General features: G+C 46.7%; 12 protein-coding genes. 7 read left to right on the top strand and 5 right to left on the bottom strand.

Going from position 1 to position 20987, the window contains the following annotated elements:
- The first annotated feature begins 135 nt into the window (after window positions 1–135).
- The gene (locus RT717_RS12875; protein WP_317492148.1) at window positions 136–1413 is read left to right on the top strand and encodes an acetyl-CoA hydrolase/transferase family protein; all 1278 of its coding nucleotides are present in this window, start codon (window positions 136–138) and stop codon (window positions 1411–1413) included.
- Window positions 1414–1415: 2 nt separating this feature from the next.
- Here the strand turns inward: RT717_RS12875 and RT717_RS12870 are convergent, their stop codons facing one another.
- A complete protein-coding gene (locus RT717_RS12870; RefSeq protein WP_317492147.1) occupies window positions 1416–1703 on the bottom strand; it encodes a DUF6958 family protein in 288 nt (95 codons plus the stop codon).
- Between the two features lie 399 nt (window positions 1704–2102).
- Here RT717_RS12870 and RT717_RS12865 point away from each other — a divergent pair, with 399 nt between their 5' ends.
- From RT717_RS12865 to RT717_RS12855, 3 genes are read left to right on the top strand one after another with little or no spacing between them, the layout of a single operon-like run.
- The gene (locus tag RT717_RS12865; RefSeq protein WP_317492146.1) at window positions 2103–3233 is read left to right on the top strand and encodes an efflux RND transporter periplasmic adaptor subunit; all 1131 of its coding nucleotides are present in this window, start codon (window positions 2103–2105) and stop codon (window positions 3231–3233) included.
- A gap of 10 nt (window positions 3234–3243) precedes the next feature.
- Window positions 3244–6417: an efflux RND transporter permease subunit gene (locus tag RT717_RS12860; protein ID WP_317492145.1), complete on the top strand. Its 3174-nt coding sequence runs from the start codon at window positions 3244–3246 to the stop codon at window positions 6415–6417.
- A gap of 20 nt (window positions 6418–6437) precedes the next feature.
- Window positions 6438–7799 carry a TolC family protein gene (locus RT717_RS12855; RefSeq protein ID WP_317492144.1) on the top strand — a complete coding sequence of 454 codons (1362 nt, stop codon included), beginning with the start codon at window positions 6438–6440 and terminating at the stop codon, window positions 7797–7799.
- A gap of 77 nt (window positions 7800–7876) precedes the next feature.
- On the opposite strand, the gene RT717_RS12850 is transcribed toward RT717_RS12855, so the two are convergent.
- Entirely contained in the window at window positions 7877–9238 is a 1362-nt protein-coding gene (locus RT717_RS12850) for a D-alanyl-D-alanine carboxypeptidase/D-alanyl-D-alanine-endopeptidase (protein ID WP_317492143.1), read from the bottom strand.
- A gap of 289 nt (window positions 9239–9527) precedes the next feature.
- On the opposite strand from RT717_RS12850, the gene RT717_RS12845 reads away from it, so the two are divergent.
- The 3 genes from RT717_RS12845 to RT717_RS12835 all read left to right on the top strand — a co-directional run bounded on the left by RT717_RS12845 (window position 9528) and on the right by RT717_RS12835 (window position 14684).
- The gene (locus tag RT717_RS12845) at window positions 9528–10604 is read left to right on the top strand and encodes a DUF1611 domain-containing protein (protein WP_317492142.1); all 1077 of its coding nucleotides are present in this window, start codon (window positions 9528–9530) and stop codon (window positions 10602–10604) included.
- Window positions 10585–11652, top strand: coding sequence for a mandelate racemase/muconate lactonizing enzyme family protein (locus RT717_RS12840; protein ID WP_317492141.1), 1068 nt, complete (start codon window positions 10585–10587; stop codon window positions 11650–11652). The genes RT717_RS12845 and RT717_RS12840 overlap by 20 nt, the downstream gene beginning before the upstream one ends.
- A gap of 62 nt (window positions 11653–11714) precedes the next feature.
- Window positions 11715–14684, top strand: coding sequence for a glycoside hydrolase family 3 N-terminal domain-containing protein (locus RT717_RS12835; RefSeq protein ID WP_317492140.1), 2970 nt, complete (start codon window positions 11715–11717; stop codon window positions 14682–14684).
- 67 nt (window positions 14685–14751) lie between these two features.
- On the opposite strand, the gene RT717_RS12830 is transcribed toward RT717_RS12835, so the two are convergent.
- From RT717_RS12830 to RT717_RS12820, 3 genes are read right to left on the bottom strand one after another with little or no spacing between them, the layout of a single operon-like run.
- Window positions 14752–15558, bottom strand: a complete 807-nt coding sequence (locus tag RT717_RS12830; RefSeq protein ID WP_317492139.1) for a CPBP family intramembrane glutamic endopeptidase — start codon at window positions 15556–15558, stop codon at window positions 14752–14754.
- A gap of 34 nt (window positions 15559–15592) precedes the next feature.
- Window positions 15593–20527 carry an InlB B-repeat-containing protein gene (locus RT717_RS12825; protein ID WP_317492138.1) on the bottom strand — a complete coding sequence of 1645 codons (4935 nt, stop codon included), beginning with the start codon at window positions 20525–20527 and terminating at the stop codon, window positions 15593–15595.
- A 16-nt stretch (window positions 20528–20543) separates the two neighbouring features.
- On the bottom strand, window positions 20544–20951 hold the full coding sequence (locus tag RT717_RS12820; protein ID WP_317492137.1) for a hypothetical protein: 408 nt from the start codon (window positions 20949–20951) through the stop codon (window positions 20544–20546).
- Window positions 20952–20987 lie beyond the last annotated feature (36 nt).

Here is a 20987-nt window from a genome sequence, read left to right as displayed (position 1 = left end):
TCAGTTGATGTTGCGAATATAAGACTCAAAGGTGAATTATAACTGCATGATAATAATCAGTATACTTTGGTAGCGAAATCATCCTGACGTTTTGTAGTGGGTAATACCTTTGTACCAACATAAATCATCTCAATCATGGAAAGGAAAGTTGTAAGTGCCGAGGAAGCGCTGAAGGTTGTAAAGTCTAATGACCGGATTTTTATTCACAGTGTGGCTGCGGCACCCAAGATACTGATAGACGCCTTGGTGGCGAAAGCGCCCGAGCTAAGAAATGTGGAAATTATGCACCTGCACACCGAAGGGCCGGCTGACTATGCAAAACCCGAATATGCCAACAACTTTCATGTTCATTCACTTTTTGTTGGTGCCAATGTGCGCAAAGCTACGCAGGAGCATAGAGCTGACTACATACCCATATTTTTAAGTGAGATTCCTAGGCTTTTCAGAGAGAAAATCCTCCCGATTGATGTGGCGCTTGTTTCGGTTACCCCACCTGACAAACACGGCTATTGTTCGCTCGGCGTGTCTGTGGATGCCACCCTGGCTGCGATCGAAACGGCTAAGGTAGTAATTGCTCAGGTGAATCCACTAATGCCCCGCACTTTCGGAGACAGCTGTTTACCGGTGAGTAAGTTTCACTATTTGGTTGATGGAAAAGTGCCGATACATGAAGTGCCTTCGCCTCCGATCAGTGAGGTTGAGAAAAAGATTGGTCAGCACATTGCAGGCATGGTAGAAGACGGTGCCACCCTGCAAATGGGTATTGGAGCCATTCCCAACGCAGTGCTTTCTCAGCTTACCAACCACAAGCATTTGGGTATTCACACCGAAATGTTCTCGGATGGCGTGGTGCCGCTGGTAGAATCCGGCGTAATCGACGGCAGCATGAAGGCTATTAACAGAGGCAAGATTGTGTCAACCTTTGTAATGGGCAGCAAGCTTACCTATGATTTTATCGACAACAACCCATCGGTCAATCTTTACGATGTCGCTTTTGTTAACGATGTGGCCACTATCCGTCGCAACCCCAAAGTAACATCAATCAATTCGGCCATCGAGATTGATATCACAGGCCAGGTTTGCGCCGACTCCATCGGCACGCTGCACTACTCCGGAGTAGGGGGACAAATGGATTTCATAAGAGGAGCGTCCTATTCAAAAGGAGGAAAGCCGATCATAGCCCTGCCTTCGGTCACCGGCAGAGGAGAAAGCAAGATTGTACCATTTCTCAAAGAAGGAGCCGGGGTGGTGACTACCAGAGCCCATGTTCATTATATAGTTACCGAATGGGGAGTGGCCTACCTGTACGGAAAAACACTGCATCAAAGAGCTCGTTTGCTAATTGATATAGCCCACCCCGACCACAGGGAGGCATTGGAAAGGAAGGCATTTGAAAGGTTTGGGAAGGTGTGATGCTACGTTCGCAGCCGAATTTGATGGGGGCTGGTCTTAGGAACTCGCTCAATAATTCCTCTGGCTTCCATATCCAGTTTAACGGTAACGAAATACCACATCACTTTTCCATCGAATGAGGCTGTCAACTCCCTCACTGCCTGGTCAGAAAGGCTTTCGAATGTCCTGAGTTTTCCGTCTTTCAACTCCTTTGCTATGAAATCATAAATCACATCATATTTATGTTTCATAATATTCACACCCTTTTTACCCTGTGGGTGAAGCGTCAGGATTTTCTCTTTGTCATCCATTCTTCGCAAGTTTGACAGTGGGTTGATGCCTTTGAGTCTTGCTCAATTTAGCCAATTGCTGAGGTAATATCAACTGCTGCAGCTACCAATTAGCAGGCATTTCCCCGAACAGCTTCCACTCTTCTATGAAATTTGGTAGAACTTCCCGATAATTCAGCCAATCGTCCGAAACCAGGAAAATTATCCGCATTTTAAACAACCTTTGCAAGCTTTTTGCGTCCGATAGACAGTACGCAGCAAACTGTCGGCGTATTGCTTTTATTAATCCACAGCAGAAAACAAAGCCCACCCTGAGCGGGTTTATTCGAGATTAGAGCCTATTGTAAAAATAGAATCCATTATTTAGCATTAGACAGCCTTCACATAATTAAGTAATATAATTTTGACCTATAAATTTCTATGTCTTTAAGAAGAAAACTCATTGCGTTTCTCGTTGTCGTGTTAATGGTGACTGGTTCCATTGGCCTTTACAGCTTTTTGGCGGCAAAAAAGGAACTACCCCCTGAAAAAGAAGCCCCTGCTGTTGTCAACTATGTGAAGGTGAGGGAAGTGGCTTTCCAGAACGTTGAAACGGAAGTTGAAGCCTATGGCAGAGTAGGTTCTTCGCAGCCCATCGATTTGTTGGCAGAGGTTGGAGGACGGTTGATCATGGGTGATGTACCACTGAAGGAAGGCCAGAATTTTAAGAAAGGCCAACTGCTGGTTAGGGTCAATGACGTAGAAACAAGGCTGAATCTTCAAGCGAGAAAAAGCAGTTTCCTTAACCTCATCGCTTCAATTTTGCCAGACCTGAAAGTGGACTATGCCAGCAGTTTCCCAGCGTGGCAAACCTATTTTGGGAACATTAAAACAGATAGCCCGCTTCCGGAACTTCCTGAAATAACAGACATCAAGGAGAAGACTTTTTTAGCCACCAAGAACATTCTAAGTGAATTCTATTCTATTAGGGGACTTGAGGAGAACCTGAGAAAGTACCACATGATTGCTCCCTATAATGGCAGTATTTCTGTCGTTAATATAGAGCCTGGAACTTATGTAAACCCCGGATCCAATATCGGCCGAATCCTGCGTACTGATGCCTTCGAAATTAAGGTGCCCATTGAAGCCAAGGACATTCAGTTTGTAGAGCTTGGCAAGCGGGTGAAGGTGATAAAGGGTGAGGATGAGTCGAACCCTCTGACGGGACGAGTCATCAGAATGACAGACTATATCGATCCCACTACACAGACTTTCCATGTGTATGTGTCGGTGGAAAACAACCAGAAGCAGGCTTTGTATGACGGGCTATACCTGAAGGTTGTGATTCCGGGGAAAATGGTCGACAACGCTATAGAAGTGCCAAGAGGTGTGGTGAGGAATAAAGGTGAAGTCTTTGTTTACAATAATGGACAGCTGGGCAGCAGAAGTGTGTCAGTGATCAAAAACAATGAAAATACTTATCTGATTACAGGACTGAAGGAAGGAGATTCGCTAGTGACCGAGGCTCCGCTGAATGCATTTGAGAAAATGAAAGTGGAAATCATTAAATAACCCCGAGGATATGAGAACAATTTTATCATTCTTTATTAAGTATCCAATTTGGGCCAACGTAATACTGTTTGCGGTGTTTCTTCTGGGGCTGGCCAGCTTCCTGACCATGAAGAAGTCCTTTTTCCCTGAAAGAACGCCCAACATGATTACCGTGTCTGTGTCTTACCCGGGTGCGGCTCCGGAGGAAATGGAGGAGGGTATTACTATTAAAATAGAGGAGGCACTGAAGGGAATTGTTGGTATTGTGGAGGTGAGGTCTGTGTCGAGCGAAAACTCAGCTTCCATCACCATTGAAACATCAACTAACTATGAACTTGACGAAGTTCTCACCGAAGTAAAAAACGCAGTTGACAGGATCAACTCCTTTCCCGTAGGTGCTGAGAAGCCGACGGTCTTCAAGCAGCAATCCACCAGCATGGCTTCTTTCCTCGGCCTCAAAGGGAATGTGCCCCTTAGGGAACTTAAGACCATTGCAGAAAAGATTGAAGACGACCTTCTTAAATCGGGCCTGATTACGCAGGTAAGGGTGTCGGGTTTCCCTGATCTGGAAATATCAATTGAGGTGCCGGAGGAGAATCTATCTCGCTACGGTATCACGTTTACGCAAGTAGCCAATGCGGTTCGTGTAAACAACCGTGACGTATCGGGCGGTACTATCAAAACATCAGAGGAAGAAATAAGGATACGGGCTAATGCCAAAGACTATGACCCAGAAGTAATTGGGAATATCGTTTTGAAGGCCAATGCCGATGGCACACGGGTGCTGCTCAAGGATATTGGCACCGTTACACTAGGTTTTGCTGACATCCCCAACAAGTATTATAGCAATAATGTAAGGGCTGTAAATATTTCTGTAAGCAAGTTGCCTGAGGAGGATCTGCTTGCCATTTCTGAATATCTGGACAAGTACGTAGCAGATTTCAATGCACAAAATCAAGGCGTAACTTTGTTTACAAACTTTGATTTCTATTCGATACTTGAGCAGCGAATAGACCTGTTAACCAGCAATTTTGTGCTGGGCCTCGTGTTAGTAATGATCACACTAGGGCTATTCCTGTCATTGAGACTTTCGTTTTGGGTGGCTGCAGGTATCCCGATTTCCTTTCTGGCCATGTTTGTGGTCGGCAGCATAGCAGGTATCACTATTAACATGCTGTCGTTATTTGGGATGCTCCTGGTAGTAGGGATACTCGTGGACGATGGTATTGTTATCTCCGAAAATATTTATACCCATTTTGAAAAAGGGAAAACACCCGAACAGGCTGCGGTGGATGGTACATTAGAAATGATGCCTTCGGTGTTTACTTCGGTTGCCACTACTATGTTGGCTTTTGTAACACTGATTTTCCTGGACAACGGTGGATTCAGCTATGAAATGGCAGTGGTGGTAATTGCCTGCCTTGGCTTTTCGCTTGTGGAAGCTTTCTTAATTCTGCCTTCTCACCTGGCCTCTAAAGCCATTTTGTCGAAGAGAAAGCCGGATACGTTGTATGACCGGTTCAGGACAACAATGGAGAAAGGCATTGACTTTGTTCGTTTCAAGTTGTACGGAAACTCCATTAAGTTTTTGGTTCAATGGCGTTGGATTGCCATGATGGGGCCGTTGGTGTTTGTGATGATGGTAGTGGGGATGTCACAAGGAGGTTTGATAAGGTTTGAGTTTTTCCCCCGAACGCCTTTCGACGATTTGCAGGTCGATTTGATGCTCAAGCCTGGCACCAGAGAAAGCATCACCGAAGACTACCTGAGAAGATTTCAGGATCAGGTATGGGAAGTGCATGAAGAAATGAAGAAGGAGGCTGGGTTGACAGAACCGTTCTTCTCATCAGTGGACATAATAATTGGCACCGGCGCAAGCAGAAGTAGCAGCGGCAGCCATGTAGGATATGTTGGAGTTAATTTCGAAGACCTTGAGGGTAAAAACATTTCAGCGTTCGAGGTTGCTAACCAAATTCGGAAGAAAATAGGGCCCATTCCCGAAGCTGAGAACTTTACAGTAGGGGCGGCTCAGCGATGGGGGAAGCCTGTTTCTATTGCACTGAAAGGTAAGTTTATTGACGAAATAGAGGAGGCAAAAGCTGAGCTCAAGGAAAGCCTGAGAAGGATTGATCTACTGAAAGATATTACGGACAATTCGGCCATAGGGCAGCGGGAAATTAAGCTTGAGCTAAAGCCGCTGGCGTATTTCATGGGCTTGAATCATCAGGATATAACGCAGCAAATTCGCCAGGGCTTTTTCGGTGAAGAAGTGCAGAGGCTCATCATTGGTACCGACGAAGTAAGAGTATGGGTGCGCTACCCTGAAGAGGATAGGATTAATGTAAGCCAGCTCGAGTCGATGAAAATCAGAACAGCTAATGGTGCTGAGTATCCTTTATCGCAGCTGGCCAGTTACGAAGTCGAAAGAGGTGTGCTAAGCATTAACCGGTTCAATGGAAAGAGGGAGGTAAGAGTCGAAGCCGACCTGGCCAATAATAACACATCCATGCCTCCACTGATTGAGAAAATTACTGCTGATATAATGCCGCCGATTATGGCGAAGCACCCCTCGCTGGAATATTCTTTCGAAGGCCAGCAGCGTCGTGCTTCAAGAGAGCTTGATTCGGGTGCGGTTATTTTCGGCCTTTGTCTAGTGGCTACTTTGCTTCTGTTGATGCTTACGACAAGGTCTTACCTACAGCCATTCATGATTTTCTCGCTCATACCACTAGGATTCATTTGTGCTATTTTTGGGCACTGGATTGAGGACAAGACAGTGTCTATTCTTAGTGCCTACGGTATGCTGGCGCTATCGGGTGTAATTATCAACGATGCCGTTGTGATGGTGGACCAATTCAACAGAAACCTCAAAGAAGGCATGAACATGCACGATGCCGTGATTGATGCCGGTGTTAGTAGATTCAGACCTATTGTACTTACGTCGGCAACAACCGTAGCAGGGCTTTATCCTATCATTCTTGAGACGAGCTTCCAGGCACAGTTCCTGATCCCAATGGCCATATCTATTGCCTATGGGGTTGCGCTGGGAACGCTGTTTATACTTTTCTTCTTCCCCGTGTTTTTGATGGTGATGAACGACATCAGGGTATACTCCAAGTGGCTGCTATTTGGTGGAGAGAAGCCTAACAAAGAAGAGGTGGAGCCGGCAGTGAAAGAAATGAAAAAGGGCTACGCCCTTAGCTAATCATTGATCTAACAATTGTAATGAAGAAAATACTCTTAATGTTCGGGATGGCGTTGGCCATCCTGAACTCATATGCCCAAACCGAGAAGCCAAAAATTACTGAGTTGTCGCTCTCTGAAGCGATTGCAACAGGACTGGAAAACAATTTTTCGATTAAGATTCAAAAGAAGAATGTTGACATCGCTACCCGTAACAACACCTGGGGACAGGCGGGATTATATCCTTCGATCGCATTCAATCTTTCGCAGGGTTTTAGCAGAACCGAAATAGATAACCCCACTTCTTTTGTGCAGGGGGCTATTCAATCAAGAAACCTACAGCCTTCACTTTCCCTTAACTGGGGGCTTTTCAATGGGTTTAATGTGCAAATCACAAAGGATCAGTTGGAGTTACTTCAACAGCAGAGTGTAGGGAATGCCACCATAGTGATCGAAAACAGCATTCAGGCGATTATTGAAGCGTATTATACGATACTGCTTCAGGAGGAGGGTTTAAGAATCTTCGGAAGAGCTCTCCAACTATCGAAGGATAAATACAACTACAGCAAACTCAAAAGCGAGTTGGGCAGTGCAGTGACTTTTGATGTTCTTCAGGATAAGAATGCCTATTTGACTGATTCGTCAAGCTATGTCACCCAGATTTATGCAGTGCAAACAGCTAAGAAGAACCTGAATTTGCTTTTGGGCATTGATGTCCAGGCGGGCTATGAGTTAACAGATTCTCTCACCGTTGAAATAAAGGATTTCAGTTTGGATGAGCTGTATGCTAAAATGATATCTAATAATAGCAACCTCAGGAATCAGTATATTGATCAGGAGATATTTCGGAAAGATGTTGGCATAGCCAAATCGGCTATGTTCCCATCCATCTCGATGACACTTGGAGCATCAGATAATAGCCAGGTACAGAACCTGTCGGCAGCTAGGTTTTCGAACCCAGATGTCGTTGGCGCTTCCGGTATTAAGTCCGGTAATACCAATTACAACGCTAACTTTACTCTGAGCTTTACAATTTTTAATGGAGGAAGAATTCGCAGACAGATTGAAAACGCCAGGGTAAATGAACAAATATCGGCATTGATGGTAGACGAGTTGAAGCTCACACTACAGCGCAACTTGATCGGCGAGCTTGATTACTATCGAGTGAGAAAGAGTCTGTATCAAATTGCTATTGAAAGCAGGGAGACTGCGGAATTTAACCTGGGCCTTGGTGAAGATCGTTATCGTAACGGGACACTAAGCTCTTTCGATTTCCGAGACATTCAATTGACTTACCTTCGGTCGGCTTTGAGTGAGTTGCAAAGTAAATACAATCTTGTACAAACAGAAGTTGCGCTTCTTCGCCTTACCGGCGGCATTCTGGAAGAATACGAAACCGAATAACCACGAAGATTTTGATTTGAGATTTCTGATTTGAAGTTATGCGAACCATTAATTTCAAATCAGAAATCTCAAATTCCTCAATACCTGTCCCTTATAAACTCCAGCACTTCCTGCATCTGCTCCCTGATGGGGTTAGTGAACCCTGGGTAATTGTTGTGCATAAAGCTGAAGATCAGCACTTTTCCTGAGTTGGTTTTTATAAATCCGCTGAGAGAGTGCACGCCGCTCAAGGTGCCAGTTTTGGCAAAAACATAGGGTTCTGTTTCGCCTGCATACCATCGGCGTATGGTGCCAGCCTGGCCACCAATAGCCAGCGTCCTGAATAACTCCTTTTGTTCAACTAGCGTAGAAGTTTCCTCCAGCAAGGCCACCAGGCTTCGTGGCGTGAACATGTTGTACCTGGATAGCCCCGAGCCATCATGCCATACAGGCGCATCCGGTAAATCGTTGAGGTATTTGTTCTTCACAAACCACAAGGCATTGTTGCCGCTAAGTGTATCCCCAAACCCGGAAGAGCACATCACCAGAATCTGTTCCGCAATAAAGTTGTCGCTTGGCCAAAGCATGGCCTGATACACTTTTTGCGAGGGATAGCCTTTGAGGGTTTTCCATGGTAAACTATCCGGCTTGTAACCAAAGACGACAGGCTTCTTTAAGGTGTCTTGAAGCAGCTCCCTTCCCAGCGAAAATGAGTACTTGAAAGGTACGTCTCTCTCTATTGTATCGAGTTTTTCAGGTGTAAAAAACAGGTAAGAGTTGTAGCTAAGGTCTCTTTCTACCAATGTTCTTTGCTTTTCGAAAGGTCTCGCCTCCACAAACTGTTGGAAGAAGGGAGGGTTTACCTTCGGCATTGTGTCTCCCGGGAACATGCTGAATCGGATGAAATTGCCATACATTGGCAACCCCGCTCTTTCTGGCTGATAATAATAGAGGTAGTCATCCCACGACCAGCCTGGCCCAAAAACCGGATCCTTGTAGTTTTCAGGTTGCCATATCAGCGCTTTAGTGGAGTCTGACAGAAGCTCAAAAGCCGGTTGATACTCGAAGTCGGGATGCAGGAAGGTGGGGTCGCCTGTGCCGGTAAAGAAAAGGGTATCGTTGGCTTCGGCGTACTTCAAGGCTGGGATGGAATCGCCTAGCAATCGGAGGCCGGAATAGTAGGTGAATAGTTTGGTGTTGGAGGCGGGTGTGAAATACTTGTCGCCATTCTGCTCGGCGAGGTAAGTCTTCGTTTCAGGGTCATACAGCACAAAGCCAGTAAAATGATCGGCAAAATCCGGCGACCTGCTGACCATTTGTTTCAGCACTATTTTTTTGCTGAGCACAAGTTGCGGCGAGCACGAAAACTGAGTGGACAGGAGCACTACTGCCAACGTAAACCACAGGTAGTCAAGAGACTTCGGTCTATCAGCAGGGAACGCTGTACTTTTTCTTTTCATATGGTTTTTTGTAGCTGCTATCCTTACCATTGCCCGAATAAATAATGCTTCAATGAAAAATTCTAATTTATGAACGAAGAGTGTGGAATTTTAGTAAAATTTACACCGAAGACCGAAAACGCCAAATAACGAAAGACAAATGTCAAATAGGCGCCAGTTCCCGAAGCAATCGAACCATCTGCTGACCGGATGTGGCTGATTTACCTCGGGTATGCCATTTGGGTTTTTAAACTTTGGCTTTTGGAATTTCTTTGTGCTTTGGAGTTTGTTATTTGTCTTTTCACAATCTATGCAATTAAAATCAATCGTATTGTCCAATGGCAGCTTTGATACGAAGTCGGCCAAAACTGCCCACGGGCTTATCAGGGGATCTGTCAGATATGATATCCTCGCTGTCATCGATCCAGTTTTTTTTGGCCAGGATGCAGGCAAAGTGCTGGATGGTAGGGAAAGAGGAATTCCTATTTACAAGACAGTTAAAGACTTCATAGCTGCAGGCGGCAAGGCCGAAAACTGTGTGGTGGGAGTGGCTCCGAAAGGTGGTCAGCTGCCAAAGTCGATGGAAGAAGACGTTGTTACTGCCATGGAAAATGGTATGGACGTGGTCAGCGGACTTCACTCATTTCTTAACGACAATGAGAGACTGGTTGCTATTGCCAGAGAGAAGGGTGTCACAATTCACGACATCAGGCAGCCAAGGGAACGGAAATACCTGAAGTTCTGGACGGGTGACGTATACAAAATAAAATCTGCCAAAATTGCAGTAATGGGCACCGACTGCGGACTTGGAAAGCGCACCACCTCCAAGTTTATAGTGGAGGCCATCCGTAAGGAGGGTATGATTTCCGAAATGATTTACACAGGACAAACGGGGTGGATGCAAGGATGGAAGTACGGGTTTATCCTCGACTCCACTTACAACGACTATGTGTCGGGCGAGCTGGAAAATGCCCTCGTAACCTGTGACAGGGACCTGAACCCGGACCTGATGGTGATTGAAGGACAGGCAGCCTTGCGTAACATTAGCGGGCCATGCGGTTCCGAGTTTTTGCTTTCTGGCGACGTGGACGGTGTGGTTTTGCAACACGCTCCCGCCAGGGTTCACTACGACGGTTTTGAGTACCTGGATGCCAAGATACCCCCAATTACTGAGGACATTGCTTTGATAAAAATGTATGGTAAGGAAGTTATTGGGGTGACGCTCAACACAAGAGGCCTTACTATTGATCAGGCGCTTCGGCACAAAGAGGAGTATGAGCAAAAACTGGGTATTCCGGTGGCTTTGCCAGTGGAAAGAGGAGTGGATGACATTTTAGGACCAATTAGAGAGTTGATCAAACGAAAGAATGCGAATAAAGGAAATTAATATCCGCAAGGAAAATCTGGAACTGGCTAAGCCGTACTCCATTTCTTACAAAACAGTGGATTCGGTGGAAAACGTGATTGTGGAGCTTGTTGCAGACAACGGTATGGTTGGCATGGGCGTGGCCAACCCCAGTAAGTATGTGGTGAATGAGGATGTCGGTGAATGTTATAAAACTTTAACCTCCAGTGATCTCTCCTTTCTGAAAGGTTCTGACGTTTCGTGCTTTTACGAACTACTCAATGGAATACATACCAATTTTGATTCCAGTGCGGGATGCAGAGTAGCACTCGACGTGGCCCTGCACGATCTATTCACACAGTCTCTGGGTGTGCCATTGGTTCACTTTCTGGGTGCTCACCACAAATCGATGGCTACTTCGGTTACCATTGGGATTATGAGTATTGAAGAGACGCACAGAGAGGCAGATGATTTTATTAAAGGTGGGTTCAAAATACTCAAGGTCAAACTTGGTAAGACGATAGAGGAGGACATCGAGCGAACGATCGCCCTTCGCAAGCATATTGGGAATAAGGCCCTGATAAGGATCGACGCCAACCAGGGATGGGATTTTGACGAAACGATCTCCTATGTAAGTGCCACAAAAGACCTTGACATTGAATTGATAGAGCAGCCGCTGAAGCAGTCGGCCATTGCTGAGTACCGCAAGTTTCCCGATTATGTGAAGAACCTGGTGGCTGCCGATGAATCACTGGTGGGCCCGGCAGATGCTTTCAGCCTGGCCAACAATCCCAAGGCAGCCGGCATCTACAATATCAAGCTGATGAAATGCGGGGGCATTCAGCCAGCCAGAGAAATTGCCACCATAGCCAGACAGGCAGGCATTGACCTGATGTGGGGCTGCAACGACGAAAGCATCATCAGCATTGCAGCTGGTTTGCATGTGGCCTTTTCGTGCCCTCACACAAAGTATATAGACCTCGACGGTAGCCTCGATCTGGCCAAAGATGTGGTGTCGGGCGGCTTTACCATCAAAGAAGGCATGATGAGTTTGATTGATAAGCCCGGATTGGGCGTTAAGAAGCTTTAGTTAATGGGTTTTGCCTGCTGGCTAACTTCTAAGTAGAATTGTATTTTTAGTAAACCTGATCGATGATGTTTAAAACCTACCTGCGAGCTACCTTTTTCTTTTCTCTTGTCCTTGTTCATTTCACCTCGGCTTATGCTCAGACTGCCATTCCACGGCCCTTTGAGCAACTCAACGAAGTAGAGAAAGCCAGAGCATGGGTAGATTCGGTTTATTCCTCCCTGACACTTGATGAGAAAATAGGGCAGCTGCTCATGATAGCGGCATATTCGAACAGAGACGAAGCCCACACCCAGGAACTTATCCGACTTATCAAAGAGCGCCATGTTGGCGGCTTGGTGGTTTTTCAGGGTGGCCCGGTCAGGCAAATCAATCTACTCAATAAACTGCAAAACGAATCTAAGCTTCCTTTAACTGTTGCAATGGACGCCGAGTGGGGTGTAGGCATGCGGCTCGATAGCACCATGTCGTTTCCCTATCAAATGACGTTGGGCGCTATTGAAGACGTTACATTGATCGAGCAAATGGGGCAGGCGATTGCCCGGCAGCTAAAGAGGGTAGGGACGCAGGTCAATTTTGCGCCTGTAGTAGACGTGAATAACAACCCTAACAATCCGGTGATCAATTACCGTTCTTTTGGCGAGAACAGGGACGAGGTGGCCCAAAGAGGGTTGGCGTATGTGAAAGGGCTGGAAAGCCAGGGGGTGTTGGCCTCGGCAAAGCATTTTCCCGGCCATGGCGACACAGGTACGGATTCTCACTACGACTTGCCTGTTGTTAAGCACGACATACAAAGGCTTGACAGTGTGGAACTTTACCCTTTTAAAAAGCTAATTGAGGCCAACGTGTCTGGCATCATGGTGGCCCACATGTCTATTCCAACGTTGGACGATACACCTAATTTGCCTACCACGCTGTCGAAGCCAGTTGTCACGGACCTCCTGAAATACAAGCTGGGTTACAAAGGGATCATTTACACAGATGCCCTCAATATGAAGGGTGTGACGAAGTATCATGCCTCTGGCGAGCTTGAGAAAAAGGCTTTTCTGGCAGGCAACGATGCGCTGGAGTTTGCAGAGGACGTGGATGTTGCCTTTGAGTACCTGAAAGCGGCTGTGATAAAGAAAGAGATCACAGAGCAGCGATTGGCTGAGAGCGTGAAAAAGATTTTGATGGGCAAATATGTGACAGGCATGACTCGCTGGAGTCCTTTGAGCAATGAGCACGTTTTAGAAGACCTGCACCGGCCCAGCGACGAAATGCTTAACAGGAGGCTGTTTGAGGAATCTGTTACTTTGTTGGAAAACAAGAGCGACCTTTTGCCTCTCAAGCGACTCGATACATTGGAGCTGGCAAGCCTTAGCGTAGGAGTAGAGGCGATTTCTCCTTTCCAGCACCGACTGAATGATTATACTGAAATGCCTCATCTGGTATTGCCCAATGATGCAACCCCAGCGCAAATAGAGGCAGTGAGGGATAGCTTGAAAAGCTACAACATGGTACTCATTGGGCTGCACTCCGGGCTCAGAGCTAATAACAGGGAAGGGATGTCAGCCAACGTGCAGGCGTTTGTGAAAGAGCTTGTCGAAGGCAAAGCAACCGTGGTAGCGGCCATGAGGAATCCTTATTCGCTTTCCAAACTTGACTGGATAGCAGAGCCGGATGCGGTATTTACGACCTATCAGGAGCACGCAACAGCTGAAGACATGGCAGCTCAGCTTATTTTCGGAGGCATTGGAGCCAAAGGGCACTTGCCTGTAACGGTGAATGAGCGATGGCCTGCCGGACACGGACTGACCACTGAGGGTGGGGTGCGCTTTAAATTTACGTTGCCAGAGGAGATGGGCATCAACAGTCGGACGCTGGAAACCCGCATTGATAGTGCCATGACACTGGCTATTGAGAAAAAAGCTTTTCCTGGGGGACAAGTGATGCTGGCCAAAGAGGGGAAAGTATTCTTCCATAAAACTTACGGTTTTCACACCTACGACAGCCTGCTGGAAGTGAAGAAAACAGACATATACGACCTGGCCTCGGTAACAAAGATTACGGCGGCTTTGGCAGCGATCATGAAGCTGCACGATGACGGCAAGTTCGATCTGCATGCCAGGTTAAAAGACTACTATCCGTACTTCGGCTGGTCAAACAAAGCCAAGCTGGAGTTCATTGATATTCTCACACACCAGGCGAGGCTAAAGTCGTGGATTCCGTTCTATCAATCAGCGTACAAAAAAGATAGCAGCTACAAACGTCACACGTTGTCACTCACGCCCTCTGCCGATTATCCTATCAAGCTCACAGATAATTTGTATGAGTACAAAGACTACAAAAAAACACTGCTGAAGAAGATCAAAAAGTCGAAGCTCAATCCTGAGCCTGGCTATGTGTATTCCGACATGAGCTTCTACCTGTATCCGGATATCGTAAAAACGTTGACTGGCACTGACTTTCAGGAATACCTGAATGAGAATTTCTATGATAGAATAGGTGGCACAACACTTGGTTACAATGCGGGAAGGAAGTATTCTCTGGATCGTATTATTCCGACAGAGAACGACAACTACTTCCGCATGACCCAATTGCATGGCGTGGTGCATGACGAGGGGGCTGCCATGCTCGATGGAGTTTCGGGTCACGCCGGGCTATTTGCCCGCTCCTACGACCTGGCGGCCATGTGGCAGATGTACCTGAATGAGGGTACCTACGGTGGAGAGCGCTATATTTCGCCTCAAACGCTGGAGAAGTTTTCTGTTTGCCAGTTCTGCGAGGAGGGCAACCGCCGGGCGATCGGCTTCGACAAGCCACTGATTGAATACAATAAGAGAAGCAGCAGCGTAGCCCGCCAGGCATCGCCTTCAAGCTTTGGGCATTCAGGCTACACAGGCACTTTCGTGTGGCTCGACCCCGAGTACGATTTCATGTACGTGTTCTTGTCTAACCGGGTGTATCCAACCAGAAACAGCACGGCCATCTACGACCTGGCCGTAAGACCAACGATCCATACGATTGTGTATGAGGAGATGGGGGTGAGGTAAGGTGGATTGACACTCGAGGCGGACGCCAGAAAGAAGATTGGCAAAAGAGGATCTTTGCGCTGGGGAATCAACTTTTTATTTCACTCCACCTCTCAATAAAGCGGTAGCCAACGACAAGTGTTGCCAAAGCAATAGCTAGTATGGCCAGGTACACCGCATTATTCCCGATTAAATTGGGCAGCGTCATGTCCTCTACATCACCGCTGATGAATGCCATCAGAGCGAAGGCAAACAGGTTATTGAAAAAGTGTATGATGATGCCAGGGATTAAGGAGTTTGTCCTGACATAAGCCCAACCAATCAAGACGCCTGTCGCTGTGGCGCCAATTGCCTGCCAGGGGTTGAAGTGTGCGATTCCAAAAATAAGTGCGGACCAAATGATGGCTTTTGGGGGGCTGTAGTTTTTAAGAAGTCCTTCAAGAATAATACCTCTGAAAAGTAGCTCTTCGAGAATAGGCGCAGCAACAACTAATGTGAGAAAGCTAGTCAGATCCGGCTTCATAAGCTCTTCGAAAAGCAGTTTGAAGTATTCCGGCATGGGAATAAGCTCTATAATTGGATCGACAATGATGATCGTGGCAATCGTCATTATCACTAGTACTGCAATTATTTCCATGCCAACCATTTGCCGTTTAGGAGTTGGATCCCAAAGCCCTTGTTTCCGAATGTTTTTCCAGGCCAATTCGATAACAAGAGCAAACGAAATCACATACATAGCCAGTTGGGCTACCTGCTCATAAACACCGTTGTTCAAATGCATTCCTTTGATAATGATCATCGGAATAGCTCCGGCCAGAGAAAAAAGCAGGAGGAGACCTATTAATCCAAACGATTGCTTGAGGGTGGGATAGTAGGTTTGGGTGGTCTCCTCCATTTATTGCAAAATTATGATATATAAAAGCTCAAGATTACTCCTTTATCACTCTAAACGACATTTGCTTGTGATCCGAATCCTCCAGCTTGATCAGGTACATGCCGGGCCGCAAATCTCTCAGATCAAGACTTTTTGATGTTGACCTGTGAATTTCTTTTCCGGTCAACTCGAAAACTACAGCCTGTACAAAATCATCCATTTCAACGGTTAGGTAGTCTTTAACCGGATTGGGGTAAACCGTAGCTACTTCTGCTTCCCATTTCACAGAAGTGGAAGGGTTAAATTCAAAATTGGCTATCAGTGAGCGGCTTTGCTCAGCAGTAAAGCTAAGGGATGGATTGGTGCCTATTTCAGATCCATTGTCTGTCCAGTTGATGAATTCGTAGCTGGTGGCAGGACTTGCGGTCAAGGTAACTGTCGTTCCGAAGTTTACGATGCCTGTACCTTCTACGGCACCTCCTTCGGCAGGGCTTGCTGATGCTGTGATTTCGAAAGATTTGAGTTCAAAATTGGCGACGAGGTTTCTGTCGTTTGTAACCTCAAATTGGTAGAATAGGTTCTTATCCACCTCTTCGCCATTTTCAGTCCAGTTTAGGAAGTTGTATCCTGTCGATGGTGTCGCTGTGACACCTATTAGTTGGTGGTATTTAAAGGAGCCACCGAGAACTTCGCCTCCCTCAATTGGGTTTGCTTGCACGGCTATGGTAAAGGTCTTAAGTTGGAAATTGGCACGAAGAATTTTCCCTTCTGATACCACAATGCTCAAAATAGGATCAGTCGAAATCTCTTTCTCTTCGTCAGGAAAGTGGATAACCTCGGTCCAATTGACAAACTCATACCCCACAGCAGGTGTCGCAGTCAATGTGGCAGTTTCTCCGAAGTCATATTGCCCGGCTCCCGCAACAGTTCCTGTGCCAGCTTCACCGGCACCCGCAACTATAAAGAAATACTGTTTTTCGAACTTGGCTATAAGGTTCCTGTCTTTGCTAGCAGTGAAGCTATACTCCCCACCAGAGCCAACGGAAAATCCGTCTTCCTCCCAGCCTATAAAATTGAAATGATCTTCCGGCACTGCTAAAAGAGTTACTACTTCGCCGTAGTTATAAGCGCCTGTGCCCATTACATTTCCTCCTGCTGATGGTAGGCCGACAGCAGAAATGATAAAAGATTGTATCTGGAAATTCGCCACCAATGTCCGGTCTTCAGTGGCAGTAAAACTAAATTCCGTTTCTGTCGATACTTCTGTTCCGCCTTCCGTCCAGTTAACGAAGTTGTAACCCTCTGAGGATATTGCTGTAAGGCTAACCGCTGTGCCTGGGCTAAAATCCCCGTGGCCTGTTACCGTGCCTCCAACTGATGGACTTGCCGTTGTGGCAATACTAATTACTTCTTCAAAGTTGGCGACAAGCGACCTGTCTCCGGTGGCAGTAAAGCTATAAACAGCGTTGTCTGAGACTTCTGTTTCCCCTTCAGTCCAACTGAGGAAAGCATAGCCTGTTGCTGCTGTCGCACTCACTTCTACGCTCTCATCTTCTTCATATACACCGGCCCCTGTTACTTCCCCACCTTCTTCAGGATTAGCTGCCAGCGAAATGGTATACTCCACGAGCTCCTCGACTGTCAATGTTGTCGTCACTACGGTTTCTGCCTCATCATCGTCATTGCTGGCTATGGTGATATCTGACTGGTATACGTTGGGCGTCAGTGCTGTTGCATCGAAGGTGACGGTGATCAAAGCTGATTCACCAGGTTCAATGGTTCCGGAAGCAGGGTCTACACCCGTCCAATCCTCTTCCAGGCTGATAGAATAAGTAAGCTCGCCATCGCCTGTATTCTGGATAGTGAGTTCTTTAGATCCCGATCTGCCTTCTGTTAGCGTTTGTGTGAGGGAGGTAGGGGTGACTTCAATTTCGGGCCTTTCAGGGAGGTTGATATAAAACTCGTGGTTGCTTCCACTTATCGTTTCGTCGTCAAGTAGCAGAAAATACGTCGTGCCGGCAGTCCATGCCAAGGATCCGTAGGTGCCAGGGTAGACAATGTCATCGATGCAACTCCAATTACCGGCGCTCGACCCACAGCTGGTGCCCCAGGCGTAGTCGACGTAGTCAGTTGCTGATGACACAGTGATTGAGTAGTCTCCGGTATAGGGAGCTACAAAGCGATATATTTGCTCTTTTCCAGGGGTTGAATATCCACAAAAGTTGGTGCTCCATGCCCCGGTACCCCCTCCCTCAAAAGCGATAGGGTTTTCGGCCCCTGTGCCAGTAATTTCAATCACCTCATCACACGGGCCTACAACAGGATCACTTATGTAAAATTCGTGGGTACCTAAAACGTTACTTTCACTATCAAGCAACAGGTAATAAGTTACCCCTTCAGTCAAAGATCTTTCTCCATATGTACCGCCCTCTTCAATATCACCTATACAGTCCCAACCATCGATGTTACAGCTCGTACCCCAGGCATAATCAACCCAGCCATTGGCTGACGTGATCACGACGCTGTAGGAACCAGAGGCACTTGGCGTAAAGCTATAAACCTGTTCAATACCAGGTGTGGAGAACCCGCAAAAGCTGGTGCTCCATTGCCCTGTTCCAGCTCCAGAATAGGTTTGAGTATTTCCTTCCCCTGTCGCAGATATTGCAATCACGTTTTCGCACACGGTACCGCCACCAACAGGACCCTCGATATAAAATTCATGTGTAACTGACGTGATGTCTTCAGCATCAATTAAAACATAGTATGTCACGCTTTCAGTCCATTCCATAAAGCCATAAGTTCCACCCCCGTTGATGTCCCCAATACAATTCCACCCCACTTCATCACAGCTGGTGCTCCATCCATAGTCAGCCCAGTCTGTGGCAGAAGTCACTACGAGGCTGTAGAAACCTGTTTCGGAAGGAGTGAAACTGTAAACCTGCTCTGTTCCTGGTGTGGAGTAGTCACAAAACTCAGTGTTCCACAAACCCGTACCCTCACTGGCATATGTGTAGCTGTTTTCCGACCCTGTTCCTGTAATCGCTGTGATATTTTCACACGGGGTGGTTGGTTCATTTATGTAAAATTCATGGGTGCTTCCAGTGTCATCATCTTCGTCATCCAGCAGCAGATAGTATGTTTCTCCGACAGTCAACGGCATTGACCCATAGGTGCCAATAGCATCAATATCGCCGATACAAACCCAACCTGCCGGCCCACAAGCTGTGTTCCAGGCATAATCTACGGCTCCGGTTGCTGAGGTTACTTCTAGGCTATAGAGACCAGTGGAAGGAGCAGTGAAACTATAGATTTGCTCAGTCCCAGGTGCAGAACTGTCGCACAGAGCGAGGTCCCAGTCTCCCTCACCACCACCGGTAAAAGTTTCTGAATTTTCGCTTCCGGTACCAGCTATTGATATGGCATCTTCGCAGGGATTAGGGATATCTCCCTGTAGGAGTGTGAATGAAACCAGCAAATCGTTTTCAATAATTGCAGACACCTGGATATTGCTGACGCTGCCAGAATACAGCTTGGCATTTGGGTTAGATGTATCGTCAAACAACGTATTGCTGCTCGTGCCAGGGTAGAGGTCGCCAGCATCGCCACGGTTGGTTTCATTATCGAGACCGTTTAACCCATCTGCCTCTTCAAGGTCTACAAGTTTGTGGGTTTCGTCACCGTTGGTGATTTTATTGTCGTCGATGTGCCAAATCGCAAGCCCTTCTCCGGGTAGGTAAGCGTCCTGACCGGTCTTTTGGCGGTTTTCAAGCAAGAAGTATTCTTTCGGGTCGTTGGTGGCTATCTTATACACTGTAGTACTGCTAACCGAAGGATCCAGTGAATAGTCGCCGCTGCCTATTACAGTAGGACTGACCCACTCTAATTTTGCCCTGGACCATGCACTCATAAAACCAGGTGTTCGTTCGTTATTTAGCCAGCCGGCTCCTGCCATCAGCCCCCAGTTACCGATGCCCTCCGAGTCGCCATTTGACTCGTCGATATCATACAAATCCGGGAGCCCCAGCCCATGTCCGAATTCGTGGCAAAAAACGCCGATGCCTACCATGTTGTCTGTCTGACGGATTTCGGGGTTGATCATGTAGTCATATAGCGTTACCTCATCGTAAGTTCGCCCGTAGCTTCCAGGGAGTGTCCATCTATGGCTCCAGATGTATTTTGTTTGGCTACCTTCCTCGGCACCAGGGCCAGCGTGAACGATGATAACTCCGTCAACAAAGTCATCACCATCATTGTCGTAAATCGAAAAGTCTACACCAGCAGCCTCCGCTGCGTCAATGGCTTCTCCAACAAGCTCTCTGGCGACATTGTCACCATTATCATCTCCATAGTACTCATAGTTATTCTCAGCTTCGTACCACCCAAAGACGTCGGCCTCGACATCCAACTCGTTGTCAGAAACTTTCAGAAAATAGTCTCTGAAGCTTCCCGTGCTATTATAGTTGACTTCGTTCATCATGTCATCAAAGTCGGTACCGGTGTAGGTGTTGGCCAGGTCGGGGTATTTAATGAGAATTACCAGCACTTTTCTGGTTCCTGCGGTAGGGAAGGCGTACTCGATGCCTGGCGAGTTACTTTGATTGACATTCATGGGAGAGTTGCTTGAAGCAGATCTGCTTATTGCGTCTCGTAAGTGTTTGGGTTGGCTGTTTAGAAACGATTTGGAAGAAGCTTCCCGGGCTGAAGGGTTTGAAGCTTTTGTACCAGAAGGGGCCAGTTTCCCATCTTTTAGCGCTGCATATTCATAAATACCCCTTGCGTTTTTTACTACCGTATAGCCATCCTCCGTTTCCGTGTGGTGGTTGGCCATATTGCCTTTGCCAACTACTCGCAGCTTGGAGTGGTCTGGTTGCGTGATTTCCACAGCGTAGGGAGAAGCAGGACAATTGGAAGGACTTAAATCTGACTGCGCACAGAGCTCTGAAACAAAAAATGGTGCGAGTAAAAAAATCAGTTTAAAGCTGGTTCTCATAGTGAAAGTATTAGAGCTATTGGTTTCTTAAATGTGTTTCAATCGTTTTCAAAAACTGGACTTCCTCAGGCTTTCTCTGATCAGGATCGTTGGCTTTCACACCACTTAGCCCAAGTTTACCGTTCGATCCGGGTATGGCGTACTCATATATTTTGGATTCATTTCTTAGGATAGTATAGCCGTCAATGGTTTCGGTGTAAGGATTTTGCCTGTTGCCTTTGCCTAGTATTTGAATAGAAGTATTATCGCTTTGCTGAATGGTTAGCGCATAAGGGCTCGTAGTACTGCTTCCACCAACGGCTTTATCTGTGGTTTCAGAAGCACTGGTGTTTTGCGACTTGCATCCTGCGATAGTAATGCCGTAGATTAGGGTCAGTGCAAAGAAGACCTTTGAAAAAATCGTACCCGATAGTCTGTTGTTCATCGTTAATAAATCCTGATTACTAGTGTTCCCAGAAAA

The organism is Imperialibacter roseus, assembly GCF_032999765.1.
Taxonomy (GTDB): domain Bacteria; phylum Bacteroidota; class Bacteroidia; order Cytophagales; family Cyclobacteriaceae; genus Imperialibacter; species Imperialibacter roseus.
The sequence above is the reverse complement of the archived record's forward strand: the minus strand, read 5'-3'. Positions and strand labels throughout refer to the sequence as shown.

Coding starts and splice junctions, on each gene's coding strand:
- RT717_RS12855 (WP_317492144.1), top strand. CDS start 6,438: ATGAAGAAAATACTCTTAATGTTCGGGATGGCGTTGGCCATCCTGAAC.
- RT717_RS12820 (WP_317492137.1), bottom strand. CDS start 20,951: ATGAACAACAGACTATCGGGTACGATTTTTTCAAAGGTCTTCTTTGCA.
- RT717_RS12840 (WP_317492141.1), top strand. CDS start 10,585: ATGCGAATAAAGGAAATTAATATCCGCAAGGAAAATCTGGAACTGGCT.
- RT717_RS12830 (WP_317492139.1), bottom strand. CDS start 15,558: ATGGAGGAGACCACCCAAACCTACTATCCCACCCTCAAGCAATCGTTT.
- RT717_RS12845 (WP_317492142.1), top strand. CDS start 9,528: ATGCAATTAAAATCAATCGTATTGTCCAATGGCAGCTTTGATACGAAG.
- RT717_RS12850 (WP_317492143.1), bottom strand. CDS start 9,238: ATGAAAAGAAAAAGTACAGCGTTCCCTGCTGATAGACCGAAGTCTCTT.
- RT717_RS12835 (WP_317492140.1), top strand. CDS start 11,715: ATGATGTTTAAAACCTACCTGCGAGCTACCTTTTTCTTTTCTCTTGTC.
- RT717_RS12825 (WP_317492138.1), bottom strand. CDS start 20,527: ATGAGAACCAGCTTTAAACTGATTTTTTTACTCGCACCATTTTTTGTT.
- RT717_RS12865 (WP_317492146.1), top strand. CDS start 2,103: ATGTCTTTAAGAAGAAAACTCATTGCGTTTCTCGTTGTCGTGTTAATG.
- RT717_RS12875 (WP_317492148.1), top strand. CDS start 136: ATGGAAAGGAAAGTTGTAAGTGCCGAGGAAGCGCTGAAGGTTGTAAAG.
- RT717_RS12860 (WP_317492145.1), top strand. CDS start 3,244: ATGAGAACAATTTTATCATTCTTTATTAAGTATCCAATTTGGGCCAAC.
- RT717_RS12870 (WP_317492147.1), bottom strand. CDS start 1,703: ATGGATGACAAAGAGAAAATCCTGACGCTTCACCCACAGGGTAAAAAG.